14 protein-coding genes are annotated in these 16,573 nt (G+C 66.0%); all 14 read right to left on the bottom strand.

All coding sequences use genetic code 11. The features are described 5' to 3' along the window. Positions 1–2: 2 nt before the first annotated feature. Positions 3–287, bottom strand: coding sequence for a Dabb family protein (locus tag AC1DYD_RS04985; RefSeq protein ID WP_478171630.1), 285 nt, complete (start codon positions 285–287; stop codon positions 3–5). Further along, positions 284–505 (bottom strand): hypothetical protein, encoded by a 222-nt coding sequence (locus tag AC1DYD_RS04980; protein WP_478171629.1) that lies wholly within the window; start codon positions 503–505, stop codon positions 284–286. Before AC1DYD_RS04980 ends, AC1DYD_RS04985 begins: the two co-directional genes overlap by 4 nt. Continuing rightward, entirely contained in the window at positions 505–2,337 is a 1,833-nt protein-coding gene (locus tag AC1DYD_RS04975) for an acyl-CoA dehydrogenase (RefSeq protein ID WP_478171628.1), read from the bottom strand. The genes AC1DYD_RS04980 and AC1DYD_RS04975 overlap by 1 nt, the downstream gene beginning before the upstream one ends. Continuing rightward, on the bottom strand, positions 2,334–2,552 hold the full coding sequence (locus AC1DYD_RS04970; protein WP_478171627.1) for a hotdog family protein: 219 nt from the start codon (positions 2,550–2,552) through the stop codon (positions 2,334–2,336). Before AC1DYD_RS04970 ends, AC1DYD_RS04975 begins: the two co-directional genes overlap by 4 nt. Positions 2,553–2,566: 14 nt before the next feature. Further along, the gene (locus AC1DYD_RS04965; protein WP_478171626.1) at positions 2,567–3,742 is read right to left on the bottom strand and encodes an acetyl-CoA C-acyltransferase; all 1,176 of its coding nucleotides are present in this window, start codon (positions 3,740–3,742) and stop codon (positions 2,567–2,569) included. Positions 3,743–3,773: 31 nt separating this feature from the next. Continuing rightward, positions 3,774–5,243, bottom strand: coding sequence for a M20 family peptidase (locus AC1DYD_RS04960; RefSeq protein ID WP_478171625.1), 1,470 nt, complete (start codon positions 5,241–5,243; stop codon positions 3,774–3,776). Between the two features lie 19 nt (positions 5,244–5,262). Next, positions 5,263–7,368, bottom strand: coding sequence for a 3-hydroxyacyl-CoA dehydrogenase NAD-binding domain-containing protein (locus AC1DYD_RS04955; protein ID WP_478171624.1), 2,106 nt, complete (start codon positions 7,366–7,368; stop codon positions 5,263–5,265). Between the two features lie 178 nt (positions 7,369–7,546). After that, positions 7,547–8,242 carry an ABC transporter ATP-binding protein gene (locus tag AC1DYD_RS04950; RefSeq protein ID WP_478171623.1) on the bottom strand — a complete coding sequence of 232 codons (696 nt, stop codon included), beginning with the start codon at positions 8,240–8,242 and terminating at the stop codon, positions 7,547–7,549. Position 8,243: 1 nt separating this feature from the next. Further along, the gene (locus AC1DYD_RS04945; RefSeq protein ID WP_478171622.1) at positions 8,244–9,014 is read right to left on the bottom strand and encodes an ABC transporter ATP-binding protein; all 771 of its coding nucleotides are present in this window, start codon (positions 9,012–9,014) and stop codon (positions 8,244–8,246) included. A 17-nt stretch (positions 9,015–9,031) separates the two neighbouring features. Further along, entirely contained in the window at positions 9,032–10,336 is a 1,305-nt protein-coding gene (locus tag AC1DYD_RS04940; protein ID WP_478171621.1) for a branched-chain amino acid ABC transporter permease, read from the bottom strand. Between the two features lie 3 nt (positions 10,337–10,339). After that, on the bottom strand, positions 10,340–11,287 hold the full coding sequence (locus tag AC1DYD_RS04935; protein WP_478171620.1) for a branched-chain amino acid ABC transporter permease: 948 nt from the start codon (positions 11,285–11,287) through the stop codon (positions 10,340–10,342). A 101-nt stretch (positions 11,288–11,388) separates the two neighbouring features. After that, the gene (locus AC1DYD_RS04930; protein ID WP_478171619.1) at positions 11,389–12,636 is read right to left on the bottom strand and encodes a branched-chain amino acid ABC transporter substrate-binding protein; all 1,248 of its coding nucleotides are present in this window, start codon (positions 12,634–12,636) and stop codon (positions 11,389–11,391) included. A gap of 164 nt (positions 12,637–12,800) precedes the next feature. After that, positions 12,801–14,444, bottom strand: a complete 1,644-nt coding sequence (locus AC1DYD_RS04925) for a 3-(methylthio)propionyl-CoA ligase (protein WP_478171618.1) — start codon at positions 14,442–14,444, stop codon at positions 12,801–12,803. A 158-nt stretch (positions 14,445–14,602) separates the two neighbouring features. Further along, positions 14,603–16,405 (bottom strand): carboxylesterase/lipase family protein, encoded by a 1,803-nt coding sequence (locus tag AC1DYD_RS04920; protein WP_478171617.1) that lies wholly within the window; start codon positions 16,403–16,405, stop codon positions 14,603–14,605. Between the last annotated feature and the right edge of the window lie 168 nt (positions 16,406–16,573).

The following is a 16,573-nucleotide window of genomic DNA, read 5'->3' as shown; positions in this document are numbered from 1 at the left end:
TTTCAGGGTGTTTGGTAGTCGAGCACGCTGCGCGCCTCGCGCAGGCTGCCGAGGTAAGCCGAGACCTCGACGTGCTTCGGGTGCTCGAGGTAGTCCTTGAGCGCCGCCTCGTCGTCGAAGGCCGAGCACAGCACGACATCGCAATTCGCCTCGAGGCCCGGCGTGCGCACCGCCACCTCGAACTGGCGCATGCCTGGCACCAGGCCCTGGCAGGTGTCGAGCCTGGCCTTGAAGGCAGCGGCGTCCTTGGGGTTCTTGAGCTTCCACATCACGATGTGCTTGATCATGGCGAGTCCTTGCTGTCCTTGAGTCGGGAGCGCACGTAAATGAGCACGGTGCCGACCACCACCAGCACCGCGCCGGGAACTGCCATGGCCCAGCCGAGCGCTTCCTCGGTGCGGCCCGTCGCGATGCCGAGAATGATGGCGAAGAGGCCGCCGTAGATCAGGATCCAGATCCATTTCTCCAGCGTCGCATGCGGCTTCGTCTGTGGCGTGCCGGGCATCAGAAGGCCTCCTCGGGCAGCGCGGCGCAGGTCGGATCGCGGCGCTCGACCACGTTGAGCCAGGCGCCGATCTTGGGCAGCTCGTAGTGAAAGAAGAAATCGGTGGCGCCGACACGCCCGGCGGTGGCGGGCGATGCCTTGGCCGGATCGCGCTCCAGCGCGCACTGTGCGACATCGAGCCAGATCCAGGCCAGCACCACGTGGCCGAAGGCCTGCATGTAGGGCACCGCATTGGCCAGCGCCTCCTGCGGATTGCCGGTCGCCCAGGCCTTCTTGGTCGCCGTGCCGATGCGCTGCAGGGCCTCGCCGAGCGCCTCGGCATGCGCCGCCAGCGCCGGTACCTTGGCGGCACGCGCCATCGTCGTGGCGATGCGTCCGGCCAGCAGTTGCAGGCCGCGTCCGTCCTCCATCAGCACCTTGCGCCCGAGCAGGTCGGCCGCCTGGATGCCGTGCGTGCCCTCGTGGATCATGTTGAGCCGGTTGTCGCGCCAGTACTGCTCGACCGGGAAGTCGCGCGTGTAGCCGTAGCCGCCGTGGATCTGGATCGCCAGCGAATTGGCTTCCAGGCACCACTCGCTGGGCCAGCTCTTGGCGATCGGCGTCAGCACTTCGAGCAGCAGCCGGGCGTCGTCGGCCGCCTGCGCGTCGCCGGTCTTCTGCTCGTCGACCAGCCGGGCGCAATAGAGCTCGAGCGCCAGCGCGCCTTCGCAATACGCCTTCTGCGCCAGCAGCATGCGGCGCACGTCGGCGTGCTCGATGATGCGCACCTGCGGCTTGGCCGAATCCTTGCCGGCCGGGCCCGCGGGCCGGCCCTGGGGCCGGTTCTTTGCATACTCGAGCGAGGCGATGTAGCCTGCCATGCCGAGCATCGTGGCCGCCGTGCCGACGCCGATGCGGGCCTCGTTCATCATGTGGAACATGCAGAACAGGCCCTTCCCGGGCTGGCCGACCAGGTAGCCCACGGCGCCGGCCTTGCCGCCGACCGGGAACTTGCCTTCGCCGAAATTGAGCAGCGTGTTGGTGGTGCCGCGCCAGCCCAGCTTGTGGTTCAGGCCGGCCAGCGCGACGTCGTTTCGCTCGCCGGTCAATTGCCCGTCGGTGCCGACCATCTTCTTCGGCACGATGAACAGCGAGATGCCGCGCGTGCCCGGAATCAGTTTGCCGTTCTCGTCGGGGATCTTGGCCAGTACGATGTGGACGATGTTCTCGGTCAGCTCGTGGTCGCCGGCCGAGATCCACATCTTGTTGCCGGTGAGCCGGTAGCGTTGGCCCAGCGGGTCGCCCTGGAAGTCGGCACCGTCGGGCACGGCCCGCGTGGCGACGTCGCTGAGGCTGGAGCCGGCCTGCGGCTCCGACAGGCACATGGTGCCCGACCAGCGGCCGGCGAACTCGTTCTTCGCGAACACCTCCTTCTGCATCTCGGTGCCGTGCACCATCAGCAGGTTGGCGTTGCCGCTGGTGAGCATGTTCGCACCGATGCTGACCGAGGCCATCGCGAAGAAGCTGTTGGCCGCCGCCGACAAGGTGTAGGGCAGCTGCATGCCGCCGATGTCGTAGTCCTGGGCCGCGCTCAGCATGCCCGATTCGACGAAGGCCTTGTGGGCGTCGTGCGTGGCCTGCGGCAGGATCACCTTTTCGCCGTCGAAGTGCGGCTCCTGGGTGTCGACGATGCGGTTGTTCGGCGCGTACTTCTCGCGTGCGATGCGCTCGCAGGTGTCGAGCACGGCGTCGAAGGTCTCGCGCGAATGGTCGGCGAAGCGCTCGCGCTCGGCGAGCGACTCGGCGTGGAGCCAGTCGTAGAGAAGAAAGTCGAGGGTGGGACGAAGGCTCATGGAGAGGATCGCTGGGCTAGGGGTTTGGATTTCGATTCTGCCGCAGCATCCGGTGCCGATGGCAGATGTGCAATGGTGCCCTGGGCGAGCGGGCAGAGCTTCTCTTCGCCGTCCTTGACCGTGAAGACCTCGCTGGTACAGGCCGCCTGCGCGCGGCCGACATGCACCGCCCGGGCGCCAGCGATCAGATGCTCGCCGACCGCCGGGCGGCGCATGCGGGGCTCCCGCGTCAGAGGACTTCGAACACGCCGGCCGCGCCCATGCCGCCGCCGATGCACATCGTGACGACCACCTTCTTGGCGCCGCGGCGCTTGCCTTCGATCAGCGCATGGCCGGTGAGGCGCTGGCCGCTGACGCCGTAGGGGTGGCCGACCGCGATCGCACCACCATCGACGTTCAGCCGGTCGCCCGGGATGCCGAGCTTGTCGCGGCAGTAGATCACCTGCACCGCGAAGGCTTCGTTGAGTTCCCACAGGTCGATGTCGCCGACCTTCAGGCCGAGCCGGTTCAGCACCTTCGGGATCGCGAACACCGGGCCGATACCCATTTCGTCGGGCTCGCAGCCCGCGACTGCGAAGCCGAGGAAGCGGCCCAGCGGCTTCAGGCCTTTCTGCTCGGCGTACTTCTCGTCGACCAGCACGCAGGCGCCACCGCCGTCGGAGAACTGGCTGGCATTGCCGGCCGAGATCAGGCCGCCGGGGATCGCCGGGCGGATGCCGCTGATGCCTTCCTTGGTGGTGCCGGCGCGGATGCCTTCGTCGTTCTCGATCGTGACCTCCTTGGTGCGCAGGCCCATCACGGGGTCGGCCACGCCGGCCAGCACGGTGATCGGGGCGATCTCGTCCTTGAAGCGGCCGGCCTCGAGCGCGGCCGCGGCCTTCTGCTGGCTGGCGGCGCCGTATTCGTCCATCGCGTCGCGGCCGATGTTGTAGCGCTTGGCGACCTGCTCGGCGGTCTGCAGCATGTTCCAGTAGATCTCGGGCTTGTGCTTCACCAGCCAGGGGTCGGCCAGCATGTGCTTGTTGGCCTCGTTCTGCACGCAGGAGATGCTCTCGACGCCGCCGGCCACGTAGACCTCGCCCTCGCCCGCGATGATGCGCTGGGCGGCCGTGGCAATGGTCTGCAGGCCCGACGAGCAGAAGCGGTTGATGGTCATGCCCGAGGTCGTGATCGGGAGGCCGGCGCGCAGTGCGATCTGGCGCGCGATGTTCGAGCCGGTGGCGCCTTCGGGTGTCGCGCAGCCCATGATCACGTCGTCGACCGAGGCCGGATCGATGCCGGCGCGCTGCACCGCATGCTGCACCGCGTGGCCGCCGAGCGTGGCGCCGTGCGTCATGTTGAAGGCACCCTTCCAGCTCTTGGCGAGCGGCGTGCGGGCGGTGGAGACGATGACGGCGCGGGTCATGGTGGGGTCCTTTGAGAAAGAGGAATGAGACTTACTGGGGCTGTTGCGTGTTGCGCAGCAGCTGCTGATAGAACTGGATCATCTCGCCGTAGTTCGAGATCGACAGGCGCTCGTTGGTGCCGTGGAAGCGCGGCAGGTCTTCGGCCTTGGCGCGGAACGGCGAGAAGCGATACACCGAATCGCTCACCAGGCTGAAATGGCGCGAATCGGTGGCGGCCGTCATGAGGCCCGGCGCGACGACCGCATCCGGGAAGCTCTGGCGCACCGCGTGTTCGATCGAGCGATAACCCGTGCTGTCGGTCGGCGACACCGGCGACGGTTCGGAATTGCCGGGGTAGCGCTTGACCTGGATCGCGTCGTCGCCGAGCGCGCTCTTCAGGTGCTTCTCGACGCTGTCGATGCTGTCGCCCGGCAGGATGCGGAAATTGACCGCGGCCTCGGCGCGGCCCGGCAGCACGTTGTCCTTGTTGCCGGCGCGCACGATGGTCAGCGCGGTGGTGGTGCGCAGCATCGCGTTGCTGCTCGGGCTCTTCTCGAGCTGGCCCTGCACCAGTGGCCCGGTGAGCCACAGGTTGGACAGCAGCACGCGGTTGAGGCCGCTCATCTCGGGCGCCAGGGTACCGAACATCTGCGCCGCCACACCCTGGATGCCACCCGGCATCGGAGTCGCCTCGAGCCGTGCCAGCGCCGCGCTCATGCGTCCGATCGCACTGTGCTGCGGCGGCATCGACGAGTGGCCGGGCGCCGTGTCGAGCGAGAGGAAGAAGGTGCCGTAGCCCTTCTCGGCCAGCCCGATCAGCGCCGCCGGCTTCGACAGGCCCGGCAGCACGCCGTCCAGCACCAGCAGGCCCTCGTCGAGCACCCAGTCGAGGCGCACGCCGCGCGACTTGAGCAGCTCGGCGATCGGCAGCGCGCCGCGCAGGCCGCTGACCTCCTCGTCGTCGCCCATCACGAGATAGACGGTCTGCGTCGGCTTGAATCCTTGCGCGATCAGCAGCTCGATGGCTTCCATCTGCGCGAACAGGTTGCCCTTGTTGTCGAGCGTGCCGCGGCCCCAGACGAAGCCATCTTGAATGGCACCGCTGAAGGGGTCGACCGACCAGGCTTTCTCGGTGCCCGGCGCGATCGGCACCATGTCCTGGTGCGCCATCAGCGCGATCGGCTTGGCGGCGGGGTCGCTGCCGGTCCAGGTGTAGAGCAGCGCCTTCTGGCCCACCACCTCTTTCCTGAGGGTGGCGTGGACCTTGGGGAACTGCTCGGCCAGGTAGGCATGCAGCTTGTCGAACTCGGCTGCGTTGCCGGCCGGATCGTCGAGGCTGGACACCGTGCGCAGCGGGATCGCGCCGGCCAGCCGCTTGGCCGCTGCCTGCACATCGATCGCCAGTTTGGGCGCCGGCGCCACGGCGAGCTGCCGCGACGGCGTGCGCCAGGTATTGACCGCCACGGCCGCCGCCAGCACCAGCAGCACCAGCAGCAACGCCAGGAAGACGCGTTTCACCATGAGCGGTCGCCTTCCGTCTTCAGCCGAAGCTCTTGCCTTCGGCCACCAGCTTGCGGATCAGCTCGGCCGGCTGCCAGAACTTGGCATCGTCGTGCGGGTTCTTCGCGAAGCGCTTCATCGACTCGGCCACGTTGAAGAGGCCGACTTGCGATGCGTAGTGCATCGGGCCGCCGCGCCAGATCGGGAAGCCGTAGCCCGTGAGGTAGACCATGTCGATGTCGCCCGACTTCGAGGCGATGCCGTCCTCGAGGATGTGCGCGCCTTCGTTGACCAGCGCGTAGACCAGGCGCTGCACGATTTCCTCGTCGGAGATCTTGCGCGGCGTGATGCCGAGTTCCTTGCGGTGGTCCTCGATCATCCTGTTGACCAGCTCCGAGGGGATCGCATCGCGCTTGCCGGCCTGGTAGTCGTACCACCCGGCCCCGGTCTTCTGTCCGAAGCGGCCCAGTTCGCACAGCTTGTCGGCGGTACGGCTGTACTTCATGTCGGCGACTTCGGTCGCGCGACGCTTGCGGATCGCCCAGCCGATGTCGTTGCCGGCCAGGTCGCCCATGCGGAACGGACCCATCGCGAAGCCGAACTTCTCGATCGCGCGGTCGACCTGCTGCGGCGTCGCGCCTTCGTCGAGCAGGAAGCCCGCCTGGCGCGAGTACTGCTCGATCATGCGGTTGCCGATGAAGCCGTCGCAAACGCCCGAGACCACCGCGGTCTTCTTGATCTTCTTGGCCGTCGACATCACGGTGGCCAGCACGTCCTTGGCGGTCTGCTTGCCGCGCACCACTTCGAGCAGCTTCATCACGTTGGCCGGGCTGAAGAAGTGCATGCCGACCACGTCCTGCGGACGCTTCGTGAAGGCCGCGATCTTGTCGACGTCCAGGGTCGAGGTGTTGGAGGCCAGGATGGCGCCGGGCTTGGCCACGCGGTCGAGTTCCTTGAACACCTTCTCCTTGACGCCCAGTTCCTCGAACACGGCCTCGATGACCAGGTCGACGTCCTTCAGGTCGTCGTAGCTCAGCGTGGTGCTCAGCAAGGCCATGCGCTGCTCGTACTTGTCCTGCTTGAGCTTGCCCTTCTTGACCTGGGCCTCGTAGTTCTTCTTGATCGTGGCGATGCCGCGGTCGAGCGCCTCCTGCTTCATCTCGAGGATCTTGACCGGGATGCCCGCGTTCAGGAAATTCATCGAGATGCCGCCGCCCATCGTGCCGGCACCGATCACGCCGACCGCCTTGATCGTGCGCTGGGGCGTGTCGTCGGCGACGTCGGGAATGCGCGAAGCCGCGCGCTCGGCCATGAACAGGTGGCGCAGCGCCGCCGATTCGGGCGTGAACATCAGCGCGGTGAAGAGACGCCGCTCCTCGGCCATGCCGTCGGCGAACTTCATCTGGGTGGCGGCCTGGACCGCATCGACGCACTTGAGCGGCGCCGGGTAGTTCTTCGACATGCCGCCCACCATGTTCCTGGCGAACTGGAAGTAGGCGTCGCCCTGCGGATGCTTGCACGGCAGGTTGCGCACCAGCGGCAGCGCATCGCCGGTCTTGGCGGCCACCGACTTGGCGAATTCGAGCGCTTCGTCGAACAGCGATTCGGCCGATCCCGAGAGCTTGTCGAACAGCTTCTGGCCGGGTAGCGATGCCAGCAGTTCGCTCTTGACGGCCTCGCCGCTGACGATCATGTTGAGCGCGGTCTCCACGCCCAGCACGCGCGGCAGGCGCTGCGTGCCGCCGGCGCCGGGCAGCAGGCCCAGCTTGACTTCGGGCAGCGCGATGCTGGTGCCCGGTGCGGCCACCCGGTAGTGGCAGCCCAGGGCCAGTTCGAGGCCGCCGCCCATGCAGACCGAATGGATCGCCGCGACGATCGGCTTGGTGGAAGCCTCCAGCGCCAGGATGACGCTCAGCAGGTTCGGCTCCTGCAGCGCCTTCGGCGTGCCGAATTCCTTGATGTCGGCGCCGCCCGAGAAGGCCTTGCCCTCGCCGGTGATGACGATCGACTTGACGGCCGGGTCGTCGATGGCCTTGGAGAGACCGTCGGTGATGCCGACGCGGGTCGAGAACCCGAGGCCATTGACCGGGGGATTGTTCAGGGTGATCACGGCGACGTCGCCGAGCACTTTGTATTCAGCCGTCATGCTGCGTTCCTTTGGGATGGGAGAGGATCGAAAAAAACGGGTTCGCGGGCATGGCGCCCCTCAGGCGCCCTGCCCTCGCATATAAAAAGCACGAGTGTTCTTTTTTACCGAATTCTAGGCGTTTCGGATGACCGGGCAACCCGGCCAAGTCGCTGCCGGGACAAGAGTGGGAAGGTGATTAAACCTCCAACCATTCCTTGCGGGTAGTGGCATCGGCCCGCAGGCTGTCGGGGGTGCCGTCGAAGACGATGCTGCCGTGCCCCATCACCAGCGCGCGGTCGGAGATCTGCATCGCGATGGTCAGCTTCTGCTCGATCAGCAGCACCGAGATGCCCTTGTCCTTGAGGGTGCGCAGGTACTGGCCGACCAGTTCGACGATCTTCGGCGCCAGGCCCTCGGTGGGCTCGTCGATGATGATCAGGTCGGGGTCGCCCATCAGCGTGCGGCACAGCGTCAGCATCTGCTGCTCGCCGCCCGACAGCACCCCGGCCTCGGTGTGCTGGCGCTCCTTGAGGCGCGGGAACATGCCGTACATGTCGTCGAAGGACCAGCGGCTACCCTTTCCTTTGCCCTTCTGCCCCAGCAGCAGGTTCTGGTGCACCGTGAGCTTGGGGAAGACGTCCCGGTTCTCGGGCACGTAGCCGATGCCCAGGTGGGCGATTTCATAGGCCTTGCGGCGCAGGATGTCCTGCTCCTTCCAGCGCAGCGTGCCCTCGGCGTGCACCAGGCCCATGATGGCCTTGGCGGTGGTCGAGCGGCCCGAGCCGTTGCGGCCCAGCAGCGCGACGATCTCGCCGGGGCCGACGTCGAACGAAACACCATGCAACACATGGCTCTTGCCGTAATAGGCGTGGATGTCTTGTAGCTTGAGCATGTCAGTGTCCTGCACCCTGGGCATCGGCGACCGATGAGCCGAGGTAGGCTTCCTGGACGCGCGGATTGGCGCGCACCGCGGCCGGCGTGTCGAAGGCAATGACCTCGCCATAGACCACCACCGCGATCTTGTCCGCGAGGCCGAACACCACGCCCATGTCGTGCTCGACCGTGAGCAGCGTCTTGCCCACGGTGACTTGTTTGATCAAGGCGATGAAATGTGCGGTCTCGGTCTTGCTCATGCCCGCCGTGGGCTCGTCGAGAAGAATCACGTCGGCACCGCCGGCGATGGTCACGCCGATTTCCAGCGCCCGCTGCTCGGCGTAAGTGAGGTTGACCGCCAGCACGTCGCGCTTCTTGTCGAGGCCGACCTGATGAACCAATTCTTCGGTGCGCTCATTGGCGTCGTCGAGCTTCGACAGAAAGCGCAGGAAGCTGTAGCGGTAGCCCAGGCTCCACAACACCCCGCAGCGCAGGTTCTCGAAGACGCTGAGTTTCGGGAAGATGTTGGTGATCTGGAAGCTGCGCGACAGGCCCAGCCGGTTGATCTCGAATGGCTTCTTGCCGTCGATGCGCTGCCCGTTGAGCAGCACTTCGCCGCTGCTGGGCGCGAGCCGTCCGCTGATCAGGTTGAACAGCGTCGACTTGCCGGCGCCATTGGGGCCGATGATCGCGATGCGCTCGCCGGCCTGCACCGCCAGATCGACGCCGCGGATGATGTCCGTCTTGCCGAAGCTCTTGCGCAGGTCCTTGAGTTCGAGTGCACAACCCATTCCTGAATTCGTTTCGCTCATGCGACCGCCCGGCGTTTGTTCTCGACTTCGATCTGCTCCTGCGCCGCGCCCCAGGCGCGGGCGAAGCGGCGGCGCACCCATTCGAGCAGGCCCAGGCCCACCAGGGCCAGTGCCGCAGCGCCGAGCCAACTGCCGGTGCTCGAAGTATCCAGCGTGAGCCCGGCAAATGGAACCTCCGGCCCCAGCGCCGAGTTCAGCTGGATGTGATAGACCATCTCCACCAGGGCTGCCGCGCCCACCACCAGCAGTGCGCCGGTTGCAATGAGTCCGGCGTAGAGCGCCCAGAAGGGCTTGAACAGGCCGAACTTCGCGACCCGCAGGTTCATCATGACGAGGCTCGCGACACCCCCCGGCGCGAACATGACCATGAAGAGGAAGACCAGGCCCAGATACAGCAACCAGGCCTTGGTGAGCTCGGACAGCATGACCGACGCGAACACGAGCAGCACCGCGCCGATGATCGGGCCGAAGAAGAAGCCGGCCCCGCCGAGGAAGGTGAAAAGCAGGTAGCCTCCGGAACGCGCGCCGCTGAGGCTGTCGCTGGCATTCACGATCTCGAAGTTGATGGCCGACAAGCCGCCGCCGATCCCCGCGAAGAAGCCGGCGATGATGAAGGCAAAGTAGCGCACGCGCTGGGTGTTGTAGCCGATGAATTCGACCCGCTCCGGGTTGTCACGCACCGCGTTCAGGATCCGCCCCAGCGGCGTGCCGGTGAAGGCGAACATCAGCGCCGTGCAGACGAAGCAGTAGGCAGCGATCAGGTAGTACACCTGCAGCTGGGGTCCGAAGGTCAATCCCAGAAACGCGGTCCCGTAGACCCGGTTGGTCGTCACACCGCCTTCGCCACCGAAGAATCCCGGAAACATGAGGGCCATCGACGCCACCAGTTCACCGATGCCCAGCGTGATCATGGCGAAGGTGGTGCCGGACTTCTTTGTCGTCACGAAGCCCAGCAGGACCGCGAAGAACATGCCCCCCAGTCCGCCGACCAGCGGGATCAGCACCAGCGGCACGGGAAGGGTGCCCTGTGTCGCCAGATTCATTGCATGAATGGCGATGAAAGCCCCCATGCCCGTGTACACGGCGTGTCCGAAGCTCAGCATTCCGCCCTGTCCGAACAGGATGTTGTAGCTCAGACAGATGATGACCACATACCCCATCTGCGACAGCATGGTCAGCGCAAGGCTGCTGCGAAACAGGATCGGCGCCAGCAGCAACAGGAGCGCGAACAGCGTCCACACGATGGCGCGGCCCACATTCCAGGGCGTGAAGCGATAGTAGGAAACAGTAGACGTCGTCATGCGTCAATCCTCCCGGGTGCCGAGCAGGCCCTTGGGCCGGAAAATCAGGATCAGCACCAGGAACAGGTACGGCAGGATGGGCGCAACCTGCGAAATCTTGAGACTGAGGAACTCGTAGCCGAAGGTCTGGCTGGTGACGCTCATGCCCAGCGACTGAAGTCCGCCTGCGAACGACTGGTCCAACGCGACCGCGAAGGTCTGCACCACGCCAATGAGCAGGGATGCCAGGAACGCGCCGGCCAGGGAACCCATGCCGCCGACCACCACGACCACGAAGATGATCGAGCCGACAGAAGCCGCCATGCCCGGTTCCGTCACGTAGGTGTTGCCGCCGATCACGCCGGCCAGGGCGGCCAGCGCGGCGCCCCCGCCGAACACCAGCATGAAGACGCGCGGCACGTTGTGACCGAGCGCTTCGACCATTTCCGGGTGCTTGAGCGCGGCCTGAATGACCAGCCCGATGCGCGTGCGCGTCAGCAGCAGCCACACCGACACGAGCATCAGCAAGGCGATCAGCATGATGAAGGACCTGGACTTGGGAAACTGGGTGCCGTAGATGGTGAACAGCGGCCCTTCGAGCGCAGGCGGCAGGGCATAGGGGACGACCGATCGGCCCCAGACCAACTGCACCACTTCGAGGATCAGGTAGGAAAGACCGAAGGTCACGAGCAGTTCCGGCACATGACCGAACTTGTGGACGCGCCGCAGGCTGTAGCGCTCGAACCCGGCGCCCAGCGCGAAGACGAGCAGAGGCGCGATGACCAGGGCCGGCCAGAAGCCGATGACGCTCGAGATCGAGTAGGCGAAATAGGCGCCCAGCATGTAGAAGCTGGTGTGCGCAAAATTGAGCACGCCCATCATGCTGAAGATCAGCGTGAGGCCCGAGCTCAGCATGAACAGCAGCAGCCCGTAGCTGAGCCCGTTCAGCAGGGAGATGGTGAAGAATTCCATGAGGTCTGGGGTGGTGGTCGAGCGCCTCGCCGGACGCCGGAAAAAAACGACGCCGGGAGAGATCGCAATCACCTCCCGGCGCGTGGTTTCGGAAATTCGTCCTAGGAGGATGCGGCGCCCGGGCGCTTCATCTGGCAGGACGTCGGGGTGCTGGCGATGTAGGGCTCGAGGTACTTCACCGGTGCGAAGGTGTAGCCGGTCTTTTCCACGCTGTACTTGTTCTTTGCATCGACTTTCTGCCACTTGGAGATCCAGAGGCCCTGCTGCAACTGGTGGTCGGTCTTGCGCATTTCGCTCTCGCCGTTGAAGCCCTTGAACTTCAGGCCTTCCAGTGCCGCCGCCACCTTGATCGGGTCGGTGGATTTCGCCTTGGCCATCGCGTTGCTCAGCATCACCAGCGCGTTGTAGACCGAGAAGGTGTACAGGTCGTCGTTGAACTTCTGCTGGAACTCGTTCGTCAAGGTGCCCAGGCGACCCGGATAGTTGGAGTGGTTGTAGGCGATCTGGTAGACCTCGAGTTCCCCACCCGAAGCCAGCGCCGTCGGGGTGCCCGAGACGCCGGCATAGTAGGCATACACCGGCACCTTCAGGCCGGCATCGTTCAGCGCCTTGATCAGCAGGGTCATGTCCTGGCCCCAGTTGCCGGTGACGATCGTGTCGGCGCCCGACTGCTTGATCTTGGCCACGTAGGGTGCGAAGTCCTTGACCTGCCCGAGGGGGTGCAGGTCATCGCCCACGATCTGGACGTCCGGCCGCTTGCGCGCCAGCCCCTCCTTGAAGTACTTGGCGACCTGCTGGCCGTGCGAGTAGTTCTGGTTGATCAGGTAGACCTTCTTGACGTTCGGCTGGTCCTTCATGAAGGTGGTCAGCGCCTCCATCTTCATCGAGGTGTCGGCATCGAGGCGAAAGTGCCAGTAGTTGCACTTGTCGTTGGTCAGGACCGGGTCGACCGCCGCGTAGTTCAGATAGATGATTTCCTTGCCGGGATTGCGTTCGTTGGCCTTGCCGACCGCGTCGGACAGCGGCACCGCGACGTTCGAGCCGTTGCCCTGCGTGATGTAGCGGTAACCCTGGTCGCTGGCGGACTTCAGCAGATTCAGCGCCTCCTGCGGAGAACTCTTGCTGTCCATGCCGGTGATCTCGAACTTGACCCCGGCCGGATTCTCCTCGGGCGTGAGGTGCTCGGCCACGAACTGCCAGCTCTTGAGCTGGTTCTGACCGACGTTGGCGAAAGGCCCCGAAAGGCCTTCGATCATGGCGATCTTGACGGTTTCGCCCTTCTGGGCAAAGGCCCCCGCGGCAGCGGCCAGCATCACGCTCGCAGCGAGGAACTTGAGTGCAAATTTCATGGAAGTCGTCTCCTGGATCGGTGGTCGTTCAAACACGGGATGAGCGTACAAGTCTTTGCAGTAGCACCCCTCAGGGAATGCCCGTAACGAGGCGCGCGCAGGCTCTCAAACTATCACCCATGCGACACGCGTCCGACGGAAATCCTACCCGTCGGTAGCTTCCCTCAAAGGCCCGGCAGCCTGTAGTCGCGCAGCACTTCGCGCAGACGGGTTTTCAGGATCTTGCCGGTGGCGCCGATCGGAATCGCCTCCACGAACACCACGTCGTCGGGAATCTGCCACTTGGCAGTCTTGCCTTGATAGAAGGCGATCAGTTCGTCGCGCGAGACCTCGGCGCCGGGCTTCTTCACCACCACCACGATCGGCCGCTCGTCCCACTTGGGATGCGCCACGCCGATGCAGGCGGCCATCGCGATCGCCGGATGGGCGACCGCGATGTTCTCGATGTCGATCGAGCTGATCCATTCGCCGCCCGACTTGATCACGTCCTTGCTGCGGTCGGTGATCTGCAGGAAGCCGTCGGCGTCGATGGTCGCGACGTCGCCGGTCGGGAACCAGCCCCGGCCCTCGGCATCGGGCACCAGCGGGTCGCCGCCCTCGCCCTTGAAGTACGCCTTGACCACCCACGGCCCCTTGACCAGCAGGTCGCCGTAGGCCTTGCCGTCCCAGGGCAGCTCCTCGCCGTTGCCATCGACGATCTTCATGTCGACGCCGAAGATCGCGCGCCCCTGCTTCATGCGGATCGCGGTCTGCTGCTCGGGCGTCTGGGCAAGGTGCTTGTTCTTGAGCGTGCACAGTGTGCCCAGCGGCGACATCTCGGTCATGCCCCAGGCATGCAGCACGTCGACGCCGTAGAGCTCCTGGAAGGCGTGGATCATGGTCGGCGGGCAGGCCGAGCCGCCGATCACGGTGCGCTTCAGGGTCGAGAACTTGAGGCCGTTGGCCTGCAGGTGCCCCAGCAGCATCTGCCAGACGGTCGGCACGCCGGCGGCGAAGCTCACCTTCTCGGCCTCGATCAGTTCGTAGACCGACTTGCCGTCCAGCGCCGGGCCGGGAAACACCAGCTTGGCACCGACCAGCGCGGCCGAGTAAGGGATGCCCCAGGCGTTGACGTGGAACATCGGCACCACCGGCAGCACCGAATCGCGCGCCGAGATGCACATGACGTCGGGCAGCGCCGCGGCATAGGCATGCAGCAAGGTCGATCGGTGGCTGTACAGGGCCGCCTTGGGATTGCCCGTGGTGCCGCTCGTGTAGCACATGCTCGAGGCCGAGTTCTCGTCGAAGGACGGCCATGGGTAGACCTTCGAGCGCTGGCCCATCCAGGCCTCGTAGCTCACGAGGTTGGGGACGCCGCTGTCGGGCGGCAGCTTGTCGGCATCACACAGTGCAATCCATTTCCGGATCGTGGTGCATTTGGCATGGACCGCCTGCACCAGCGGCAGGAACGAGAGGTCGAAGCAGAGGATCTGGTCCTCGGCGTGGTTCGCGATCCAGGCGATCTGGTCGGGATGCAGCCGCGGGTTGAGGGTGTGCAGCACGCGGCCCGAGCCGCTCACGCCGTAGTAGAGCTCCAGGTGCCGATAGCCGTTCCAGGCCAGCGTGGCGACGCGGTCGCTGAAGAGCAGTTGCTCGTCGTCGAGCGCATTGGCGACCTGGCGCGACCGCGAGGCGATCTCGCGCCACGTCGTGCGGTGGATGTCGCCTTCGACCCGCCGCGAGACGATTTCGGCGTCGCCGTGGTGGCGTTCGGCGAACTCGATCAGCGACGAGATCAGCAACGGTTGGTCCTGCATCAAACCCAGCATCGATCAGCTCCTTGCATAAACATTCTTGGTAATTCAGGGGGGAAAGCCAATGTAACCACCGGCGGCCCGACGCCCCCGAGATTCCCCCATGTTCGGGGTCGCGGGCAATGCCGCAAACCCGCAGTCGGTCGCCCAGGAGACCGGCTGCGGGCGGCCGCCTACTGGGTCGAGATGCTGGCCGCGCTGGGCGTGGCGTCGAGCAGGAGCCGGGAGGGCCACGGCGCCCAGGCCGTGCCCAGGGCGGCGGTGTTCGGATCCCCGGTGTGCATGAAGGCGGCGATGCTGCCCATCATCGCGTCCGACAGCGCTTCCCTGCCCGGCCGATTGGCCGCGCTGTTGGTCGCATTCGAGAACAGCGACGGGCCGAAATTGCCGAATACGAAGCCCAGGTCGAAGGCATGCGCGGCGCCGTAGACCTCGTTCCATGGGGCCGGCAGCTGCGCCCAGTCGAACTGGTAGTGCCACAGATCCGACTGCTGCGTCTTCATCGTGTTCAGCAGGTTGTCGCGGCTCGGCACCATGAAGGCGTTGGTGATCCGCGCGGTCATGGCGTCGTAGCCGGTGACCGGCGTCGTCACCGGCAGGTAGACCGGGTCGATGATGTCGGCTGAGCTCAGGGTGGTGGCCACGTCGGGGTCGAAGTTCTGCATCATCGCGAAGCGCGTCGCATCGTCGATCTTGATGCCGGGCTTGGGGCCGCCGACCAGCGGCAGGAAGGGCGTGAAGAGCTTGCCCTCGTCGCGCGTGACGCCCACCACGGTCGGCACCTTCAGGTAGCGGCCGGCCGCGATCGCTGCGATCGGGTCGGTCGGCAGCACGGTGCCGTCCGGGATCGGTCCCGAGCCGGTCAGGCCCTTGGCCAGCACGGTGCTGAGGATGGCCTTGGCGTCCTTGGCCCGCAGGTAGTCGGCAACATCGGCGCTGCTCAGCCCGGCGGCGTAGGTCGCGGCACCGGCCAGGTCGGCCGCCTTGCCGTCCGCCACCAGCAGGTTCAGCAGCAGGCCGTTGCCCTGCGCCAGGTAGGCCGAGGCCGGATTCAGCGTCGGCAGGCTGCCGGGCGGCAGGTTGCTCGCCAGCGAAATGCCGCCGGACAGCGGCATCGCCTTGTGGAACAGGCCCTGGGCCATCGGCGACGCCATCAGCGCCAGCAGGTTGATCGCACCGGCCGACTGTCCCATCACCGTGACGTTGGCGGCGTCGCCGCCGAAGCCGGCGATGTTCTTCTGGATGTAGCGCAGCGCCGCCAGGTTGTCGAGCAGCGCGAAGTTGCCGGAGTCGTCGCCCTCGCTGCCGCCGACGTGCAGCTGCGGCAGGTTCAGGAAGCCCAGCACACCCAGGCGGTAGTTGGCCGTGACGATCACTGCGTTGGCCTTCTTCGCCAGGTTCGCGCCGTCGTAGACCGGGTCGGCGGTGTAGCCCGAGATGTTGCTGCCGCCGTGGATGAACAGCATCACCGGCAGCTTCTCGTCGAGGGTCGCCGGACGCCAGATGTTGAGCGTCAGGCAGTCCTCGCTGCCGACCGGCGTGTTCAGCGTGCTGGCGATCGTGGCGTCGTAGGTGTTGTTGGCGCCGGGGCCGTAGATGCGGCCGATCTGCAGGCAGGGGTTGCCGAACTGCTTGGCCGGGCGGACGCCGGTCCAGGCTTGGGGCTCGGCCGGGGCCCGCCAGCGCAGCGCGCCGACCGGCGGCTGGGCGAAAGGCAGGCCCTTCCACCACCAGGTGCCCGTGCGGGCACTGTCGTCGATGCCCTCGACCTTGCCCTGGGCGGTGGCACGCACCGTGGGTGCATCGGGCGTCGGGGTCTCGGGAACGGCAGTCACGGGCGTCGGGTTCATGGTCGCAGGAGTGGCCGCCGCGGGCGGCAGAACGGGAAAGGAGGGATCGGACGATCCGCCGCAGGCGGCGATCATGGCGCACAGTAGCACCATTCCCGCGCCCCATTTCCGGGTTGTCAGGGTCATGTTTGTCTCCTTGTCGGGTTATTCGGAATGCCCTCCGTCGGGGCCGGCCTCGATACTAGGAACGACCCCTCCCATGCCCGCTATCGCAAGCACGCCAAATCAGTGACTTCAGAGACGCAAGCACCTGAATCGGTGCGCCCTGCCCCATCGCCGGCCCCGCTGCGCACC

This window comes from Variovorax sp. P4_B11 (assembly GCF_056402355.1).
Note: the sequence above shows the minus strand (reverse complement) of the source record. Positions and strands in the feature narration are given on the sequence as shown.